The sequence below is a fragment of the Polaribacter vadi genome, assembly GCF_018861005.1.
GTDB classification, from domain to species: Bacteria; Bacteroidota; Bacteroidia; order Flavobacteriales; family Flavobacteriaceae; genus Polaribacter; species Polaribacter vadi_A.
The window spans coordinates 112,690-132,001 of sequence record NZ_JAHKQL010000002.1; the positions used below are offsets into that span (position 1 = coordinate 112,690).

Annotated in this window: 16 protein-coding genes; 2 read left to right on the forward strand and 14 right to left on the reverse strand. The window is 27.5% G+C overall.

Features of this window, described 5'->3' with window-relative positions; all coding sequences use genetic code 11:
• Positions 1-61 precede the first annotated feature (61 nt).
• From KO506_RS01335 to KO506_RS01375, 9 genes are all read right to left on the reverse strand, one after another.
• Positions 62-955, reverse strand: coding sequence for a DUF4835 family protein (locus KO506_RS01335; RefSeq protein WP_252726745.1), 894 nt, complete (start codon positions 953-955; stop codon positions 62-64).
• Between the two features lie 48 nt (positions 956-1,003).
• Entirely contained in the window at positions 1,004-2,221 is a 1,218-nt protein-coding gene (gene coaBC / locus KO506_RS01340) for a bifunctional phosphopantothenoylcysteine decarboxylase/phosphopantothenate--cysteine ligase CoaBC (protein ID WP_215993109.1), read from the reverse strand.
• A gap of 2 nt (positions 2,222-2,223) precedes the next feature.
• On the reverse strand, positions 2,224-2,544 hold the full coding sequence (locus KO506_RS01345) for a DNA-directed RNA polymerase subunit omega (protein WP_068365019.1): 321 nt from the start codon (positions 2,542-2,544) through the stop codon (positions 2,224-2,226).
• Positions 2,545-2,552: 8 nt separating this feature from the next.
• On the reverse strand, positions 2,553-3,419 hold the full coding sequence (locus tag KO506_RS01350; protein WP_215993110.1) for an outer membrane protein assembly factor BamD: 867 nt from the start codon (positions 3,417-3,419) through the stop codon (positions 2,553-2,555).
• Between the two features lie 272 nt (positions 3,420-3,691).
• Positions 3,692-4,567, reverse strand: a complete 876-nt coding sequence (dapA, locus tag KO506_RS01355; protein WP_215993111.1) for a 4-hydroxy-tetrahydrodipicolinate synthase — start codon at positions 4,565-4,567, stop codon at positions 3,692-3,694.
• Positions 4,568-4,665: 98 nt separating this feature from the next.
• Entirely contained in the window at positions 4,666-5,172 is a 507-nt protein-coding gene (locus KO506_RS01360) for a DUF6913 domain-containing protein (protein ID WP_405565887.1), read from the reverse strand.
• Positions 5,173-5,383: 211 nt separating this feature from the next.
• Positions 5,384-5,992, reverse strand: a complete 609-nt coding sequence (locus KO506_RS01365; protein WP_252726746.1) for a hypothetical protein — start codon at positions 5,990-5,992, stop codon at positions 5,384-5,386.
• 237 nt (positions 5,993-6,229) lie between these two features.
• On the reverse strand, positions 6,230-9,805 hold the full coding sequence (locus KO506_RS01370) for an ABC transporter permease/M1 family aminopeptidase (RefSeq protein WP_436836408.1): 3,576 nt from the start codon (positions 9,803-9,805) through the stop codon (positions 6,230-6,232).
• A 177-nt stretch (positions 9,806-9,982) separates the two neighbouring features.
• A complete protein-coding gene (locus tag KO506_RS01375) occupies positions 9,983-10,870 on the reverse strand; it encodes an ABC transporter ATP-binding protein (protein ID WP_215993115.1) in 888 nt (295 codons plus the stop codon).
• A 133-nt stretch (positions 10,871-11,003) separates the two neighbouring features.
• Here KO506_RS01375 and KO506_RS01380 point away from each other — a divergent pair, with 133 nt between their 5' ends.
• Positions 11,004-12,092: a M42 family metallopeptidase gene (locus KO506_RS01380; protein ID WP_215993220.1), complete on the forward strand. Its 1,089-nt coding sequence runs from the start codon at positions 11,004-11,006 to the stop codon at positions 12,090-12,092.
• A gap of 75 nt (positions 12,093-12,167) precedes the next feature.
• Here KO506_RS01380 and KO506_RS01385 read toward each other — a convergent pair whose 3' ends face one another.
• The 5 genes from KO506_RS01385 to KO506_RS01405 form a co-directional block, all read right to left on the reverse strand.
• Positions 12,168-13,448, reverse strand: a complete 1,281-nt coding sequence (locus tag KO506_RS01385) for a YaiO family outer membrane beta-barrel protein (protein ID WP_215993116.1) — start codon at positions 13,446-13,448, stop codon at positions 12,168-12,170.
• Positions 13,448-15,601: a sulfatase-like hydrolase/transferase gene (locus tag KO506_RS01390; RefSeq protein ID WP_303435713.1), complete on the reverse strand. Its 2,154-nt coding sequence runs from the start codon at positions 15,599-15,601 to the stop codon at positions 13,448-13,450. Before KO506_RS01390 ends, KO506_RS01385 begins: the two co-directional genes overlap by 1 nt.
• A gap of 297 nt (positions 15,602-15,898) precedes the next feature.
• The gene (locus KO506_RS01395; RefSeq protein WP_215993118.1) at positions 15,899-17,332 is read right to left on the reverse strand and encodes a glycosyltransferase family 2 protein; all 1,434 of its coding nucleotides are present in this window, start codon (positions 17,330-17,332) and stop codon (positions 15,899-15,901) included.
• Positions 17,322-18,404, reverse strand: a complete 1,083-nt coding sequence (locus tag KO506_RS01400) for a HEAT repeat domain-containing protein (protein WP_215993119.1) — start codon at positions 18,402-18,404, stop codon at positions 17,322-17,324. The genes KO506_RS01395 and KO506_RS01400 overlap by 11 nt, the downstream gene beginning before the upstream one ends.
• Before the next feature lie 25 nt (positions 18,405-18,429).
• A complete protein-coding gene (locus KO506_RS01405; RefSeq protein ID WP_215993120.1) occupies positions 18,430-18,798 on the reverse strand; it encodes a response regulator in 369 nt (122 codons plus the stop codon).
• A gap of 135 nt (positions 18,799-18,933) precedes the next feature.
• On the opposite strand from KO506_RS01405, the gene KO506_RS01410 reads away from it, so the two are divergent.
• Positions 18,934-19,308 carry a hypothetical protein gene (locus tag KO506_RS01410; RefSeq protein ID WP_215993121.1) on the forward strand — a complete coding sequence of 125 codons (375 nt, stop codon included), beginning with the start codon at positions 18,934-18,936 and terminating at the stop codon, positions 19,306-19,308.
• Positions 19,309-19,312: the final 4 nt, after the last annotated feature.

A 19,312-nucleotide genomic window follows, 5' to 3' on the forward strand; every position in this document is an offset into this window, starting at 1 on the left:
AAATACCTTAAAGTTTACTATTTATTAGAAAATTCTAATACCCTGAATTAAAGAAATATAGTTATTCAATATTTCTCCACTTAGAATTATTGTTAGGAGAAATTCTTTTTAAGGTTGTCGATAATTTAATGGCATTTCTAGTTCTAGGACCATCAGAATAAATGTTTACTAACTCGTCTGCTTTGGCATCAAAAAATACTCGAATTAAATAATTACCAACAGTTTTGTTGTACAGATTTTCCATTTTAAAAGCACTATCTTCTATGGTCTGTTTTGCGTATTCTTTGTTTGTTCCAAAATTGTCTAAACCTTTAATGTGGTAATCATACATTACATCTCTATAGGCTTTTAATTTTGGTGCTAATAAATTATCAATCAACAAAAAACGATTTTGTTTACCTACCACATTTTGCCAAGCAGATAAACCACTTTGTTGTGCTTGCAACATAACATTTTGTGCCTCTTCTAATTCAGTTTGACCTCCATATTTAGAAAATGAATCTGCATCAACCCCTAAAATTGTGTATACATAAAATACAATAGTAGATACTAAATTACTATCAAAAGAATTTCTATTATAAATTAAAGGATCGTATTCATTGTACCTAAACGTAAAATCGTTGTCTTTTAAATTTAATAAAGGGCTTGCATAGCTTGAACCGTAAACTGGTCTTGAAGATTGTATTTGTAGAGTAGCTGTATAATTATTGTTATTTCTTTCTGTAACTATAATATTCATTGCACAATCTACTTTTTCTTCAGTTTGTACAACTCTATTTGTCCACTTTGTTTGATTCACAAACTCTGTTAAAGATTTTTGTAAAGTTTCAAATACTTGTCTGTTAGAACCAGAAATTTGATCGTAGTTTATGTTTACCAAACAATTTAACTCTTGAGAATTTATGTTTGATGTTATTAAGAACAAAGCAAAAAGAAAAATAATTTTACGCATCATATACAATAGTTCTTTTTTAGATTATTTATATAAAAACAAGAGATATCTTTAATTTAGAGTTTTAATTCTTAAGACAATTTCGCTCATTATATCTTCAGCTACTTCTATTTTCGACTTTAATTCAAATGGTTTTTCATTCAAATTTTTATCAATAATAGTAATTTTATTTGTGTTAGTGGCAAAACCTGCTCCTTTATCTTGCAAAGAATTTAAAACAATTAAATCTAAATTCTTACGTTTTAGCTTGCCTTTTGCATTCTCAATTTCATTATTTGTTTCAAGGGCAAAACCAACCAAAAGCTGATGTTTTTTAATTTCACCTAAAGAAGCTAAAATATCTTTTGTGGGTGCTAACTCAATTGTTAACGAAGATTCCTTCTTTTTTATTTTCTGATTAGCAACATTTTTTGGTTTATAATCTGCAACAGCAGCAGATAAAATAGCAACATCTACATCATTAAAATATTGATGTGCTGCCTTATACATCTCTTCTGCAGAAACTACATCTATTCTTTTTATTGATGAATGTTGTATTTGTTGATGACTTGGCCCAGAAATTAAAAACACTTCTGCACCTAAATTTGCGGCCGATTTTGCAATAGCAAATCCCATTTTACCAGATGAATGATTCCCAATAAAACGAACAGGATCTATAGCCTCGTAAGTTGGGCCTGCTGTAATTACTATTTTTTTACCTTTTAAAGGCAGTTTGTCTAAAATATCATTCTCAATAAAAGTAACAATATCTTGTGGTTCTGCCATTCTTCCTTCACCAACTAAACCACTTGCTAGTTCTCCAGAAGTTGCAGGAATTATAATATTACCAAAACTTTTTAATTTGTCTAAACTTTTTTTGGTAGATGGATGAATGTACATATCCAAATCCATAGCAGGTGCAAAATATACTGGGCATTTTGCTGATAAATATGTAGCTAACAATAAATTATTGCAAGTACCATTTGCCATTTTAGACATTGTATTTGCAGTTGCAGGTGCTATTAAAAAATAGTCTGCCCACAAACCTAAATCTACGTGATTGTTCCATAATTCATTTTCTTCTTCTTTATTATAAAAAGTAGAATGAACAGGATTTTTAGAAAGTGTAGAAAGTGTGAGAGGTGTTATAAAATCTTTAGACGCAGGTGTCATTATAACTTTAACATCTGCGCCTAATTTTATAAATAAACGAACTAAAGAAGCCGTTTTATAAGCAGCAATTCCAGCAGTAATGCCTAAAAGAATTTTCTTACCACTTAAAACAGACATTTTTATTCTGTTTCTGGAGTTCTGTGATATACTTTACCTTTTAACCATTCATCAACAGCGATTGCAGTTGGTTTTGGTAAACGCTCGTAAAATTTAGAAACTTCAATTTGTTCTTTATTTTCAAAAACTTCTTCTAAACTATCATTATAAGTAGCAAACTCATCTAATTTATCTACCAATTCTTTCTTTAAATCAGCATTAATTTGATTTGCTCTTTTAGCGATAATTGAAATTGCTTCGTAAATATTTTCAGTAGGAGCTTCGATTATATCTTTGTTATAAGTAATAGTACTTAATGCAGCTTCTGTATCTTTATAATCCATAATATATATTATTTCTCTTTGGTATTCTCTTTTTGTAAATCTTTAATCTGAGCAATAATGCCATCGATTCTTTTTTCTTCATTTTTAAGTGTTGCTAACATTTTATTAGATTCTTCCATAAATTGAGATTCTGGAAAGTTTCTTTCTAACTTTTCGTAAGCATCTATAGCATCTTTAATTCTGCTTTCTTTTCTTCTGTCTGTACTTTTAAGTACATAATCGTGTGCACATTTTAATCTATAATATAAAGCTTCTTCTTTAAATTCAGAACCTAAATAATCTGATAAAAGATTATCGAAAGCCTGTATTGCTGCTTTGTAATTTCTGGAATCGTATTCTGCTGTTGTATAATACGTTTTAGCAATTTCGAAATATTTTTTCTGTAACTTATATCTTAAATCTTTATAATGTTGATTTGCCTCATCAATCTTATCAGAATTAGGATATGCATTTATAAAACTTTGAAAAGCTTCTAATGCTTTATTGGTATCTGTAGGGTCTTTGCTAAAAACTGGCGAAGCTAATTTGTAACTTAAAGCGGATAGAAAAGAAGCTTCTTCATTTTTAGAACTTTTTGGGTAGTTTTTTGTAAAACGATCAAAATAATAACCAGCAAGACTATAATTTTTTTCGTTAAAATTAGACTGAGCTACCATATATTGTACACGTTCCATTTGAGGTTTACCTCTATATGCTGGCGTTATTTTTTCAAATAAACGCAAAGATTTTGCATATTTTTTGGTTTCGTACATTTTTACAGCCATCTGATACTGATCTTCTACACTCCCTTTATTTAGTACTTTTTGATACTCTCCACAAGAGAATAGCATTACACTAAACACTACTAAATACGCTAAATTTTTAAATTTTTGCATCCGGCAAAATTACTAATTAATTATGGATAATAAAAGAATTTATTTTTTATGAAATAATTCTTTCCTTCTTGCTCCTGAAATACTAAAACAAGTTCAGTATTAGCAGTTCAGCTTAACAATTAAATGCAAGTAAGATTCATCAAAATCTTCAAAAAAATAATTTTAATTAAAACGATTTTTGATGCACTAAATTGTGTCTTGCAATTATCAGCAAAAAAGACTTAAAATATTAATAAATTGATACTAAAAGTTTGTTAAGATTAAGTGTTTACTTAAAAGGCTTTTACGTAGTTTAATATTTTAGTATGTAACTGTTCACTAGCTTTTACTAATGGCAAACGCACATCATTTTTACAAATATTTAATTCTTGTAAAACCGTTTTTATACCTGCAGGGTTGTTTTCTTCAAAAATATAATCTACAACATCCATCATTTTAAAATGGATTTTATAAGCTTCTTTGTTTTTACCTTCTAAACCTAATTGTATCATTTTAGAAAATTCTGCTGGATAAGCTTGTCCAATTACAGAAATTACACCAGACCCACCAGCTAAAGTTACGCCTAAAGCCAAATCATCATCACCAGAAATAATTAAAAAATCTTCTGGTTTATCTTTTAATAATGCATTGTATTGTTGTTGGTTGTTACCTGCTTCTTTTACAGCTACAATATTACTAAAGTCTTTTGCCAAACGTAAAGTTGTTGCTGGCTCCATGTTTTTAGCTGTTCTACCAGGTACATTATATAAAATTATTGGTAATTCTGTAGCTTCTGAAAGCGCTTTATAATGCTGATAAAAACCTTCTTGAGTTGGTTTACTATAGTAAGGTGCTACTGATAAAACACCATCTATACCAGTAAAATCTCTAGTTTTTAACTCTTTAACAACGTCTAAAGTATTGTTACCACCTACGCCTAAAACTAAAGGCACACGCTTATTATTTGCTTTTATTATAACATCTATTATAAGTTGTTTTTCTTCTTTGGTAATTGTTGCACTTTCTGCTGTTGTACCATTAATTACTAAATAATTAGTGCCGTTTTCGATATTAAAATTCACTAAGTTTATTAGTGCTTCTACATCTACAGATAAGTCATTATTAAATGGCGTGACTAAGGCAACACCTGTACCAATAAATTTTTGCATTCTTTAATTTTTAAAGCGGTAAAATTACAATTTTCAAATTGAATTTGTAATGAAAAAAAGTGTTTCTAATAAAGAAAACACAAGTTTTAATTTGTAGTTTAATTTTTGAGCTTATTTAACACGATTAAATATTTTTTTAATTCTGATAAAAAACTGTCTACTTTAGTTGGTATTTCTGCAATTTCCATATCATATAAACTCGGATTTACGTTTGCAAAACCAACTTTAAATTTTGCATTAGAGCGTAAAACTGCATTTTCTAAATACAGATTATTTTTATTAAAATACCCAATTAACAAATCGTGTGGTTCTTCTATAAAAGATTTAAAAGTTTTGTTTTTTACTTCTCCCTTCCAATTAAAATCTTTTTCTGTAAAAAATTTAAATGAAGGAACATTTTTTCTAGTAAAGGGTCTAAAATTATAAGTTCTTACATTACCTAAATCTAAAATTCGTTCTATATCATCTTGAATTTTCAACCATTTTGTAACCTCATCAGAAGCAATTACACCAACTGTATAAACCTCTTCATTACAGACCACTCTATTTTCTTCTTTTTCTTTCAATAATTTATTGAACCGTTTTTGAATAAAAGATTTTTTCAATTTATAATATGAATATGGGATTAAGCTTGTGTAAAAATACTATTTATTTTCTTTTGATAAAAAAAGCAACAAACTTATCATTTCTATTTTTTATTTAAGAATTTGAATATTTTAAATAAATAATTTTAAAATACTTACATTAATTTTATAAAAATCAAAATATTAAAGTAAGTTATTACAAAAGAAGAATATTTAATTTTATGATTTATAATTATTTAATTTGAATATGAATGTGATCATCGTGTCTGACAGCTCTACATCCATGATATCTAATTTTTTTATCCTTTAAATTCATTCTGTCTTTTAAATGAGGTTCAATAAACATTTTTTCTAAACTTCGATTTTTTAAAAGTTTTTCAATAAGTTTTTTTGTCCCATTTTTAGAGAAAATTAGATCTTCATTAACTGTACCGAATGTTAAATATTTTGGGAAATCATATTGAAAATAACCATTTGAAAGACATTTATCAACTTGATTGTACTCGCTTGATTTCGGATTTTCAAAAACTCCATAACCACTCATAGATTTTTGTTTACTTGAAATTAACCCTTCTTTTGTTTCGTAAATAAGACTTAAATCTATTTTATTCCCATCATTATGACTTAAATGTGGCAACAAAGGGAATTTATTTATAAAAGGAAAATTTGCATCTAAATAATGAATCTTAATATTTGTACCTTTTAATTCGTTTTCTGTGTTTTTTAAAAGCTGATTCAATTTAGGATTTACATAATTTCGGTTTAATAAATCAGTAAAATAACTTGTTGGCTTAATACTTTCTGAAAGCTTTACCTTTTCACGACCAAAAAATGGAGCCAAAAACGGAACAATTAAAAAAGTGCTAAAAAAGTAAAAAACGACAAATACAATTAGAGTTTTAAACTTAAAATTTCTGTTCCATTTTTTAGAAAAAAAAAAGCTTAATAAATAAACAATTCCTCCTATTTGAGTAATTGCTGTTAAAAAGCAAAAAAGGATAAATCTAAATACTATTTTAAATATATATTTCAATTTCAGAATTTATCTAAATAAAATTTAATCTTTAAAACTTAAAAACTACAACTTCTGTCTGTTGTCTGTAGACTGCGTATCAATTAATTTATTGTAAGGATCTACACCTACCTCAACTGGTTTTTTATCAACAATAATTGAAATTTTATTATTGATTTGCGTAATTTTATGCTTCTGTAAATACAGTTCTACTTCTTTGTTAACACCATCAACTTCTTTTTCGCCAAAAATTCCAATATCAATATAATCTTCTAGTTTTACTGATAAAATTGGCTTCTTTTTATCTTTTGGAGTAAAAGTTAAGGTATCTCCTACATTTTCTCCATAGAACTTTTTCCCTTTTTCATCATTTCTATATTTTATTACCTCAAACTCAATATCAACTTGATATTTACCGTTTTCTAATTCTGTTGATGTAACCTCTAAAATTCGATTTTTATATAACGTAATTGTTTCGAACATATCTTTAATTACATATTGTAAAGAATCTGGAGTAGCCTCTTTAATATAATCTAACATTTCTATAGATGTTGTATAAGGTGGTTCTTGAAATTTTACTTTTTCTACATATTGTTTTAATGCTGCATTTAATTTTTCTTCGCCAATATAATCGCTTAAAGCATAAAAAACCATTGATCCTTTTTGATAATGAATATAACCTTGCCCATCATTATACATTAAAGGTTTTTCTCTTTTGGTTTCGAAAGTTCTTTGCATTAAATAACCATCTAAAGCTTCCTTTAAAAAAGTACGCATTTTGGTTTTTCCATTTTCGTGTTCTAAAACTTTTAAAGAAACATATTCAGACATACTTTCTGATAACATTGTAGCACCCAAAACATCTGCACCAATTACTTGATGTGCCCACCATTGATGTGCAACTTCATGAACAGTTACTGCAAAAGGATAATCTACGCCATTTTCGTTTTCATCATCTACATCAGCAATAAATCCAAAGCCTTCAGAAAACGGAATTGTGTTTGCAAAAGATTGCGCAAATGTACCTGCTGTTCTTGGAAACTCGACAATTCTGGCTTGTTTATGCTGATAAGAACTAAAGTATTTTTCGTTATAATCTATAGATGCTTTTAAACCTTTCATCATTCTATCTAGATTATATGTGTGTGGTTTGTGATAATAAATCTCTAAACTAATGCCTTTATACATTTCCTTTTTCACTTCATATCTAGCTGAATTAAAAGCATAAAAATTCAAGGTTTTGCTATCCATTTTATAATGATAATATTTACGATCATCTTCTAGCCATTCTTTTTGCAAATATCCAGGAGCAATTGCAATTTGATCTTTAGAAGTAGAAACTGTAGCTTCAAAATCGATCCAATCTGAGTCTTTTGAAATATAAGTATCTCCTAAAGCTGTAGAATCTGATGGATATGCTTGTAAATCATTTGGTGGTAAATCGTACTTTTTACGTGTTTTATTGTCTCTTAATTCTCCTTGAGAAGAATATCCTAAGGATGGAAAAATTGATTTATTATTTATAAATGTTCCGTTTTCTCTTATAGGCGAATTACGCTGAAACATCGTGTTTTCTGCACTTTTTACATTGACTATTAATTGTAAAGAATCTCCAGGATTTAATTTTTTATCCAACTGATAAATATCAAAATTAAAAACAGTGTCTTCTAAAACTAGATTGTTTGGTTTATTAAACTCAAAAGTGTTTTCTAAAGAATTATGATTCAATAAAATACTATCAATAGCTTTATCTGTTTTGTTTACCATTGTAAAAATGGCTTTGGCTTTGTATGTTCTTTTCTTCGGATAAATATCAACACCTGCCTTAACAGCAACAATTCTAGGCTGTTTATAATCTTCGTATTTTTTATACTTTTTTTCCCATTCAACAGCATCTAATTCTGCTTGTTTGGTTGATGAGTTTTCATTGTCTGATTTTGTTTCTTGAAAAATGGAAAATCCTAAAGTAAAAAAGGAAATCAAAATTACACCTAATGCAATTTTTAATGGCAACTTAAAGCGTTCTTTTGCAAAGTAAATTCGTTCTGAAAACGAACTTGGTATTCCTCTTACCCACATTACAATACTTAAAATAACAAGTACAGATCCTCCTAAAATCCAATAAAATTTATACCATAAATATCTTGATAAACTTGAGCCATAACCATTCATATCAGAATAACTAAAACCTGGACCTTGGTTGTATTTAAAAACATCTAATTCAATACCTATAAATGATAAAAGCGGAGTTCCTACAGCAATAATCAACACAATAAAAAAGCCTAAATATTGATTTTTAACCAATGTCTGAATAAAAATAGATAACAAAGCCCAAACTAAATAATTCAAGAATTTTAAACCAAATAATTCTTGCAGATACAACCCGATTTCAAAATTATAATAACCTCTATAAACCTGAAATAATATACCAGCAACCATAATTACTGCCAACAACACAAGTTGCATTTTTAAAAGCGCAATTAACTTAGAAAAAAGCAATGTCCAATTTGGCACAGGTGTACTATCTACCAAATGATTTATTTTTGCAGTGTTTGCTCTTTGCACTAACATACCTGCATATAAAAAGGTACATACATTTAGTACAAAAAAGGTAAATACATTACCTCCACTCAACATTTGCCAAGTTACAGGCAATGTATCTGTTCCAAAAATTTCGCTAGAAACAAATAATGTAGCTACTAAAATAATAACACCAACTATTAAAATACATATAAAAGGCAAACTTTTAAAAATGTACTTAAAGTCGATATTAGACAACCTCCACATTGTTTTTATATTCTGCAAAAAGGAATAATTGTAAGTTACTTTAGGCAAATTTATTCTTGTAATTCCGCTAAAATTTCTTTTTATAACGCGTTCAGCTTTTACTTTTCTGAATGATATTGTAATTGCATTTTGACTAAATTTAAAATACTTAAAGACCAAGCCAAAAACTAAAGAAGAGATTAATAACCATAACAATCTATTGTAAATGATAAACTTTTCTAAAGGGACTTGCAGTTCATTTTGCTCGGACATTGTCCAATATTTTGTGTATTTATTTAAAGCTGAAAATCCAAAAGGATCTAATAAAGCTAAAAGTTCTTCTTGCTCTGGTTCAGAAAAAATTGCACCCATTGCACCTTGAAAAAACATTAAAATAATTACAGTAATAAAACCTGCACCTACACTTCTAGAAAATGTAACCACAGCAAAAACTACTGCTCCAAAAAACAACATATTTGGCAAAATATATACCAAATAAGCGTTTAAATAACTTGTTAAATTTAAATCGCCAACAATATCTGAATTGGTTCCAGGAAAACGAAAACCAATCATCATACCTAAAGCTATTGCAAAAAGAATAATTGAAACTACTACAATACCACTTAAAAATTTTGCAAATAAATAATTTGCCTTTGTAAAAGGATATGAAAACAAAATGGTATGCATTTCACTTTTAAAATCTCTGTAAATAGACACGCCAATTATAGAAGGAAATAAAAAGTACATAAAAGTGGTAAAAAGACTAAAATTACCAATAATGTTTATGGGCGAATTTACAATTCTTGATGAGCCAACTGTACCTGTAATATTATCCCAAATTCCTGCAGAACTTGCAGAAATTAAAAAAGCAATCATTACAAAAATTGTTAGATATATATAAAACAAAGGTCTTTTAAACCAATAATTTAATTCTTGTTTGAATATTGTAGAAAACATAATTTTAGATTGTTAGATGATTTGAGAGTAAGATTTTTAGAAAGTTAGAGGATTGGATTTTTGGTTCTAAATATCTATAGATCCAACAATCATTATTTAAATTAAAACTGGTTCATCTTGTTTTAAAGCAATAAAATACACATCATCTAATTGTGGTGTAACCGCTACAAAATCTTCACTAGGTTTTTCTGGAGAAAATACTCTTATGTTTAAGGTATTATCTTGATTGTAGTTAGAAGATAAAATATTGAACATTTTTTCATTTTCTTCTAAATCATCTCTTTCAATTATTTTTTTCCAGATTTTACCTTCAATTTCTTTAGTAGCTTCTTGTGGAGTTGTGTGCTTTAAGATTTTACCTCCATTTAAAATTGCCATTTCATTACACAATTCTTTAACATCCTCTACAATATGTGTAGAAAAAATTACAGTACAATTTGTACCTACTTCTCTTAAAACATTTAAAAAACGATGTCTTTCTGCAGGATCTAAACCAGCAGTTGGTTCATCAACAATAATTAATTTTGGGTTATTTAAAAGCAATTGTGCAATTCCAAAACGCTGTTTCATCCCTCCAGAATAACCTGCAACATATTTATGTCTTACTTCATATAAATTAGTAATTTCTAAAACTTCTTTAATCAGTTTTTGTTGATCTGATTTTTTAGAAATCCCTTTTAAGGTTGCAAAATATTCTAACAATTCTTGTGCAGACATTTTAGGATAAACTCCAAAAGATTGAGGCAAATATCCCAATACTTTTCTCAAAGACATATTATCATCTAAAACATTAATATCACCAAAAGTTATAGAACCAGAATCTGGACTCTGTAAAGTTGCAATTGTTCTCATTAAAGAAGATTTACCAGCACCATTTGGACCTAACAAACCAAACATTCCTGTACCAATTTCTATACTTAAATTATCAATTGCCTTTACTCCGTTTTTATAGGTTTTGGTTAAATTTTCAATTACTAGCTTCATTTTTGTTGGTTTTATTATGTTTTCTGATTTGTGACAAATGTAAAAATAAGGACTTTTGATCCGTTTTTTTATCCTTTTTTAAATGATATTCATAAAAATTCGTTTTATTTTTACACAAAACAGAAAAGATATTATGTCAGAAAAATCAATTTTAAACGAAAAATCATTAGAGTTTTTAGAAAAATACTTAAATAATGCAGCTCCAACTGGTTATGAGTGGGAAGGCCAGAAAATTTGGATGGATTATTTAAAACCTTATGTAGATACTTTTATTACAGACACTTATGGATCAGCAGTTGGTGTTATAAACCCTGATGCAAAATACAAAGTTGTTATAGAAGGGCATGCAGATGAAATTTCTTGGTATGTAAATTACATTTCTGATAATGGATTAATTTATGTGATTAGAAATGGAGGTTCAGATCATCAAATTGCGCCAAGTAAAATTGTAAATATTCATACCAAAAACGGAATTGTAAAAGGTGTTTTTGGTTGGCCAGCAATACATACTAGAGATAAAAGTAATGAACAAGCTCCAAAACCAGATAATATTACTATTGATACTGGTTGTGCTACCAAAGAAGAAGTTTTAGCTTTAGGTATTCACGTAGGTTGTGTAATTACTTACCCAGATGAATTCCATATTTTAAATGGAGATAAGTTTGTTTGTAGAGCTTTAGATAATAGAATGGGTGGTTTTATGATTGCTGAAGTAGCTCGTTTATTAAAAGAAAATGGTAAAGAATTACCTTTTGGTTTATATGTAACCAATTCTGTACAAGAAGAAATTGGTTTACGTGGAGCAGAAATGATTACACAAACTATTAAACCAAATGTTGCTATTGTTACTGATGTTACTCATGATACAACTACACCAATGATTGAGCCTAAAAAAGCAGGTTTAATGGAATTGGGTAAAGGACCAGTCATAGCTTATGCACCAGCTGTACAACAAAAATTACGCGATTTAATTATTGATACTGCAGAGGCTAAAGATATTCCTTTTCAACGTTCTGCATTATCTAGAGCAACAGGTACAGATACAGATGCATTTGCATACAGCAATGGTGGTGTTGCTTCTGCTTTAATTTCTTTACCTTTAAGATATATGCACACCACTGTAGAAATGGTTCACAGAGATGATGTAGAAAATGTAATTAAAATGATTTACGAATCGCTTTTAAACATTAAAGACGGAGATACTTTTTCTTATTTTGATTAAATAATAAACAGTTTCAAATTTCGCTAATTTCTGTATTAATTTATTTAAAGTTAGCGAAATTTGCGTTTATATACTTTACTTAAATCTTATTGAATATGATGCCCCAAAAGAAGGATACACAAAGAATTCTCCTTTAGCAAAAGGTTTTTCTTCTCTAAACATACTTGCAGTAAAGCCTAATAGATTTTTCTTGTTTTTAGTAGAAAAGAAATAACCCAAAACTAAGGCTTGTGAATCTAAATTAAAAATTTCATCTCCAGTAAAACCTGGCGCAAAACGATCTAAAGCTGGTGAAGCTCCAAAACCAATTTCTAGATTAAAATAATTATCTGCATCTTTTCTAAATTTTCTATAAATTACTCTTCCAGAAGTACTTGTACCTGGATCTCCAGGAGTCACATAACCTCTTAACCCTAAGTAACTATTACCTGTATACCAACCTAAAGAACCTGTATAAATCGTAGTTTCTGTAGAGAATTTTAACCATCTAAAACCTAAAGAAACTTCTAAACTTTTAGGTAAAGATTTATATAATTCAAACCCATAACGTTGTGCAGGATTTAAAGGACTGCTAGAATAACCTGCATTAACATAAGCATACAAACCATTTATAATTCTTGGATACATATCAACCTCAAATTGATAATTATCGGTTTCAAAACGGTTTGCATAATTAAAACGAGCTATAACACTTCCGTATTTTGTTTGTCTTGAATATGACAAAGAAGAATAATACATATTAGCTCTTCCATTGTCTTTATTAGCATCGTAAAAATCTGTAGACAAGCTAACACCAATTGTATTAAACCTTAATTCTGCTTCTAAAGATTTTTTATATTCTAATAATTCAGCATTATTTAAATGAATTTCTACAGCACTTTCTATAATTCTATAGGCTTCTTCTTTATTATTTCTATTAAACTCTGATCTTGCTTTTAACTGCATTAAATCTGCATCATCAGGAAAAAGTTTAAGAGCATTTTCTATTATTTTTAAAGAACTGAAATACTTTTCTGCATACTGCTCATTTTTAATATAAGCTATCCAATCATTTTTTCGTTCTTTATCTTTGTTTAAAATATACTCAAACTCTTTTTTTGCTTTTGCGTATTTACCATCCCAAGAATAGGTACTTGCCAATAAAGATCTAACATCTAAATAATTAGGGTATTTGGTTAAAATAAATAGTAAAGAATCTTGTGCTTGAGCACGTTTACCGTTAAAAGCTAAATCTCTAGCTACTTTAAAAGCAGTATCTGGGTTACCACTAAATATTTTTTTTTGTGCAGATAATTGATTCGCACAAAACAACATTATCATTAAGAATAAAATTTTAATTTTCTCTTTTTTTATCATTATAATGATTTTTTTAATTTTAAATAAACTTTATTTTTTGGCTGCTTTTTTAGAATACTGTCTATAATTGTTGTTGCTTTATCAGTATTTTTCATAGTTGCATAAGCTCTTGCCATTTTAAAAGCCACATCATCATTTTTAATTTTATTTTTAATGGCTTTATCTACAATTACAATAGATTTTTCGTTTTGAGAAGACCACCAATACATATCTAAAAGTGCCAAATAAATATCATCATAATAAGGAGATCTTTTTAACGCATTTAATAATTCTTTTTCAGAGGCTTCATATTGGCCATCCCAAGCTAGAGTTCTACCTTTTAAAATTCTAACATCTACATAATTTGGTACTTTTTTTAAGATATAATTACAAATTAGTCTCGCTGTTTCTCTTTCATTATTAAAAGCCTTTTGTCTTGCAGCCATAAACATTTCATCTACAGTTAAACCATTTGTTAATTCTTCTATTTTTGTTAGTTCTTCTGGTGTAAAAATATAAATACCTTTTATTTTAGTATTCTCATTTTCTGGATATATTTTATTATTTTTAGTTACATAAGCATTTAAATTTTTAAACTCATTAAATGATTTTGTTGCATCATTTAAAACAGTTTTATCATCTATTTGATAAATGTTGAAATCTTCTTTTATTTTAAATAACTTACCATCTGATAAGAGATAATCTTTATAAACATAATCACTTAAACTACCTTTATAACGCATTAAAGGTATTTTATGAATGTTTCTAAATGTTTTTGAAGTATCTATACCATCACCAAGCCACGCTGTTTCTTTTGGCAAATCTAAATCGTAACTATTAGATAAAAAAGAAAGTAAACTTGGTGCCAAATCGTAATGAGAGTTTACTGCTTTCATTGTTGTCGGTTTTTTTAATAAAGGACTGTAGATAAAAAAAGGAACATTAAATCTGCATAATTTATCTTTTTGAGCAATTGGTATTAATCTGTGATCGCCTGTTATTATAAAAATGGTATTCTTAAAATCTGGTCTTTTTTTATAAGATTCTATAAACATTTTTACACTTGCATCTGAGTATAATATGCTTGCAAAAATATCTTTATTACTTCGTATTTGTTTTTTTGTTGCTTTAAGAGTTTTATTTGTTTTAAGAATACTATCAATTTTTAATAAATATTTCTGTTTTACAGGAAAAGTAAATGGATCGTGAATGGATTGTGTTGTTATTAAATCTAACCTTGGGCTTGGTATATCATCTAAAACAGACAACGTTTTTTTAAATATTTCATAATCTGAATATCCCCAAGAAAAACCATTACTAGAATTTACAGATTTAGGGTAAGTTTCATCATACTTATTTTCATCTATAATATTTTCTACTCCATTATGTTCTAAAAAATTAATCTTTTTATCAAAACTAGATTGATCTCCTGCAAAAAAAGAAGTTGAATAATCATTTTGTTTTAAAACACTAAACAATGATAAATGTGTAGGTATTTCTTCAATTTCTAAAAAACCTTTTTCACCAAAAGGTAAAGATGCCATTAAAGATGGCAAAGCACCAAAAGTTCTACCAGCGTTACTTAAAAAGTTAGGCCAATAAAGCGATTCTGAAATTAAGCTATTTAAATAAGGAGTAAAACCACTGTAATAACTATCACCTACAAACTCTGCCCCTAAACCTTCTACTTGAATTATTACTATATTTGGTTTTTCTGCAGAAACATTAAAAAAAGGACTTAATACATCTGCTATTTTTTCTGATGGCTTTAAAAAAGGGTACTCTTTATTACCTTCTAATTTAATAGATTTTACATCTATTTTTCCTATTTGATATTTTAAAACATCAACAACAAAAAAGTATATTTTATTCTGATAAATAGGGTTAGAGAAACCTGGTAAAACAAACTTTAATATTAAAACAATTAAGGCTGCTGTTAAAAAAATTCTACTGCAATATTTAAAAAATTCTGCTTTTCTTAAAAAGAAACAACTTGATAGAAAAACTGCAGGAAAAATTAAAAAAGTTATAAAAAATAAAATAGAAGAACTCCCTGAAGAGCTCACTGTTAAATAAATATCATCTAAAGAATAACCTAATAAATCTGCACCTAAATTTAAAAGTGTTGTAAGACTATATTTTGTTAAAGCTAGTTCTATAAAAATAATTAACACAAATAAAATTCGTATAATAAGTAGCCCTTTTCTTGTTTTTTTTCTAGAAAAAAGATAATAAAATGGTAAAAATATTAAGTAAATAAAAATTACTGTATAAAAATGATTTAAGAACTTAAAAACTAAAAAGTTAAAAAGCCCTGGAGTTTCTTTACCACTAAAAAATATAGATGTATACTCAAATAAACTTATTAACCAAAAGGTTAGCAACAATGAGAAACAAGTTATTATGTACTTTCTGTTTTTTTTATTTAGTTTTTTTGTTATCATTTTTTATGGGGGAGATTAAAATGTTAATTAAGATTTAGATAGTCCTTTTCTTACCATAACTCCCCATTTCTTTTTCTTATTAAAATAATAATCATAGTTACCTCTTATTGCAGCATAAAGAACTAATGGATGCAATATAAATGGCTCTAGAATAATGGTAAGTACTAATTTTAAACCAACACCTTTCTTTTTGTATTGATGATATGTAAATTCTTCTGTAAAAATTGCTACAAAAGAAAAAAGTAACGAAAACAAATAAGCTAATAAAAAAAGGCCAACAACAAAACTCCATCTTAAAGGTTGATAGCATACTAAAAACAAAAAGTAAAGTATACCTGTAACTTCTACAATAGGCGCCATTCTTTCAAAGACAAACCAATAAGGTACACTTAATAACCCAAGTAATTTGTATTTATAATTTAAGGCTAAATATTTATGCATTTTTAGAGTTTCTATGGTACCTCTTGTCCATCTATTTCTTTGCGATATTAAAATTTTTCTATCATCAGGTGCTTCTGTCCAACACAGAGGATCTGGGATATAAGCTACTTTATATTTTAATTTACGCTCTTCCATGTAAGCTCTCATTCTTACAATAATCTCCATGTCTTCACCAACAGTTTTGGTATCATACCCCCCAACTTCAATTGCAATTTCTCGATCAAACAAACCAAAAGCACCAGAAATAACAAGTAAGCCATTTAGTCTTGCCCAAGCCATTCTACCTAATAAAAAAGCTCTTAAATATTCTAAAATTTGCACTCTTTCTATCCATTTATCAGGAAAATTAATATCTATTAATTTTCCGTCTTCAATTTTACAAGAATTTGCAATTCTAATAACACCCCCAGAAGCAATTACTTTTCTATCTGTATGTTCTAAAAAAGGCTTAACCATTCTTTGTAAAGAATCTTCTAATAACAAACAATCTACATCTATACAAGCTAAGTATTTACTTTCGCTAATGTTAATTCCGCAATTTAATGCATCTGCTTTTCCTCCATTTTGTTTATCAACAACAATTAACTTATCGAATGCAGGGTTTTTAGATTTAAAAACACCTTCTCTTAAATCTTGGGTAGGCACTTTTTTATTGATTAAATACTCAACCTTTTCTAAGTCGTATGCTTTTATTAGTTTCTCTAAACTATCGTCTTTACTACCATCGTTTACAATAATAACATCGTAATTTACATAGTGTGTAGATAATAAAGATCTTACATTTTCTACAATATTTAAACTCTCATTGTAAGCTGGTGCAATAATTGAAATTGTAGGTGCTAATGGCGATTTTATTAAATCTTTATAATGTATAAAACTATTTTTCTTTAAATAATCTACAGTTTCTTTTGATGAAAAAACAGCCAAAATAATATAACCACCAACAATAAGAATTGTAAACACTAAAAAGAAATAGTGAAACGTAAGTAAAATAGACCTTAAAATTTGATCAAAATCCATAGCTAACATCTAAAAAATTAACAATTTTAGTGTAATCTTCATCTTCTTCAGATACTTTTTCTAATTTATTGTAAGCAACCACATCTATCCTTTTTAAGATTAATAATGCTGCGTGCTTTATTTCAAAATTTTCATTTTTAACATTACTCAATATAAAAGGAACATCTTCTGTAGTTGCAACTTTATTTAACAGTTTAAACGTTGCCTTTTTTTCTGATAAGGTTAATTCTTTAAACTTACTTTTTAAAATATATTTAGACTCTGCAACTTCAAAATGAATTAAAGTTTCTATTGCTTTTAAACGCACTTCTATATTACCATGATGTAATAGACTTAGCAAAATTTCTTTAGTTTCTAATCTATTAAACATTTTTACAACATTTAATATAAATATGATAACAAAATCATTATCAGAAATTAACCATTTTGAAACATCAATAATTAAATGATTTTCGATTTTTTGGATTTCTCCTAATAATTGAATTTGATCCCATTCAGAAAGTGGTACTTTTAAATCATCTAAAAAAGTTAAACCATCATAACCAAACAATTCTAAGAAATATAAATGTGCTTCCCTTCTAACTTCTTCTTTAGGGTGGTTGATAAAATCAATAATAATATCTTTAAATTTCTCAATTTTAAAACGTCTAGAATCTCTTATACCAATAGCTATTATATTCCACTTTTCGCTTCTTAATTTTTTTATTGTATATTTTAATAAGCCTATTTCTTCATACAATTTGTGCATGGTTAAAATCATATTACCAGAAATTTCTTGACTTAAAATAAAGAAAGTATCTCCAATAATTTTTCTTTTCCTTCTGCTGTTAGCTCCTTTTTTAAATTTTTTTATAATTTTTTTCTGAGTGTCACTTAAAAAAATACTGTCTTGTTCTGAGTATAAAAATTGTATTAAATTTTCTTCTACAGTTACTCTATAATTCTTTTCTTTTTTATCTATAATTCTAATATTTTTTCTAAATATTTTAAGATAAACAATAAGAATTACAATTATAACAACCAGCATTACAACTATAGCCCAAATTACACTTTCAATAAGTGGGATTACCATAATATTTTAAATTACTAGTTATTAATTAAAGTAACATTCTTCTTACTCTAATAGACAATTCATTAGGGCTTAATGGTTTACTCATAAAATCATTAGCCCCTAAATTAAAAGCTTTTAAAACCATTTCTTCTTGCCCAGAAGAAGAAAATACTAAAATTGGTACTTTACTTTTTAATTGATTTCTTACATGACTTATTATTTCTAAGCCACTAAAATAATCCATCATAACATCTGTTAAAATAATATCAGGATCATCATTTTCAATTAACTCAATAGCTTCTTTACCGTTTTTGGCAATCAAAAGGTGATGGCCGTCTTTTTCTAAACGGAATTTTAAAAGGAGAGATAAAACAGAATTATCTTCAGCTAAAACAATTTTCTTTTTTTTAGTCATAACATGGGGGATGTTTAAAAAATTAATACTATTAATTCTTGCTTAACAAATCTAACAAAAACAAATAAAACAATTCTTATCAATTTTATTTATCTTTACAAAATCTTACACTAATCCCCTAAAATAAGAATAATTATGGAAATTGAAAAGATTTTAACTAGTAATGTGGTTGACTTATCTTCTATTAAAAGCTTTTTTGCGAACGATAAAGACATGCTCATACAATTAATTGGTGTTTATTTATCAGACACAACACCAAGAATAGAAACTTTAGAAGCAAGTCTTTTAGATGTAAATTATGAAGATGTAAGAAGCATTTGCCATTTCCTAAAGTCTTCTTTTGGTTTAATGGGCATAAGCTGTTTAGAAGAAGTTGCTAACTTAGAACTACTAGCTAAAGACCAAGAAAGTCCAGAAGTTATAAAAGAAAAATTAAATAATATTATACCTATTTGTAAAGAAAGTTTGGTAGAATATAAATTAATATTAGATAAATTAGAAGTACTATAATTTT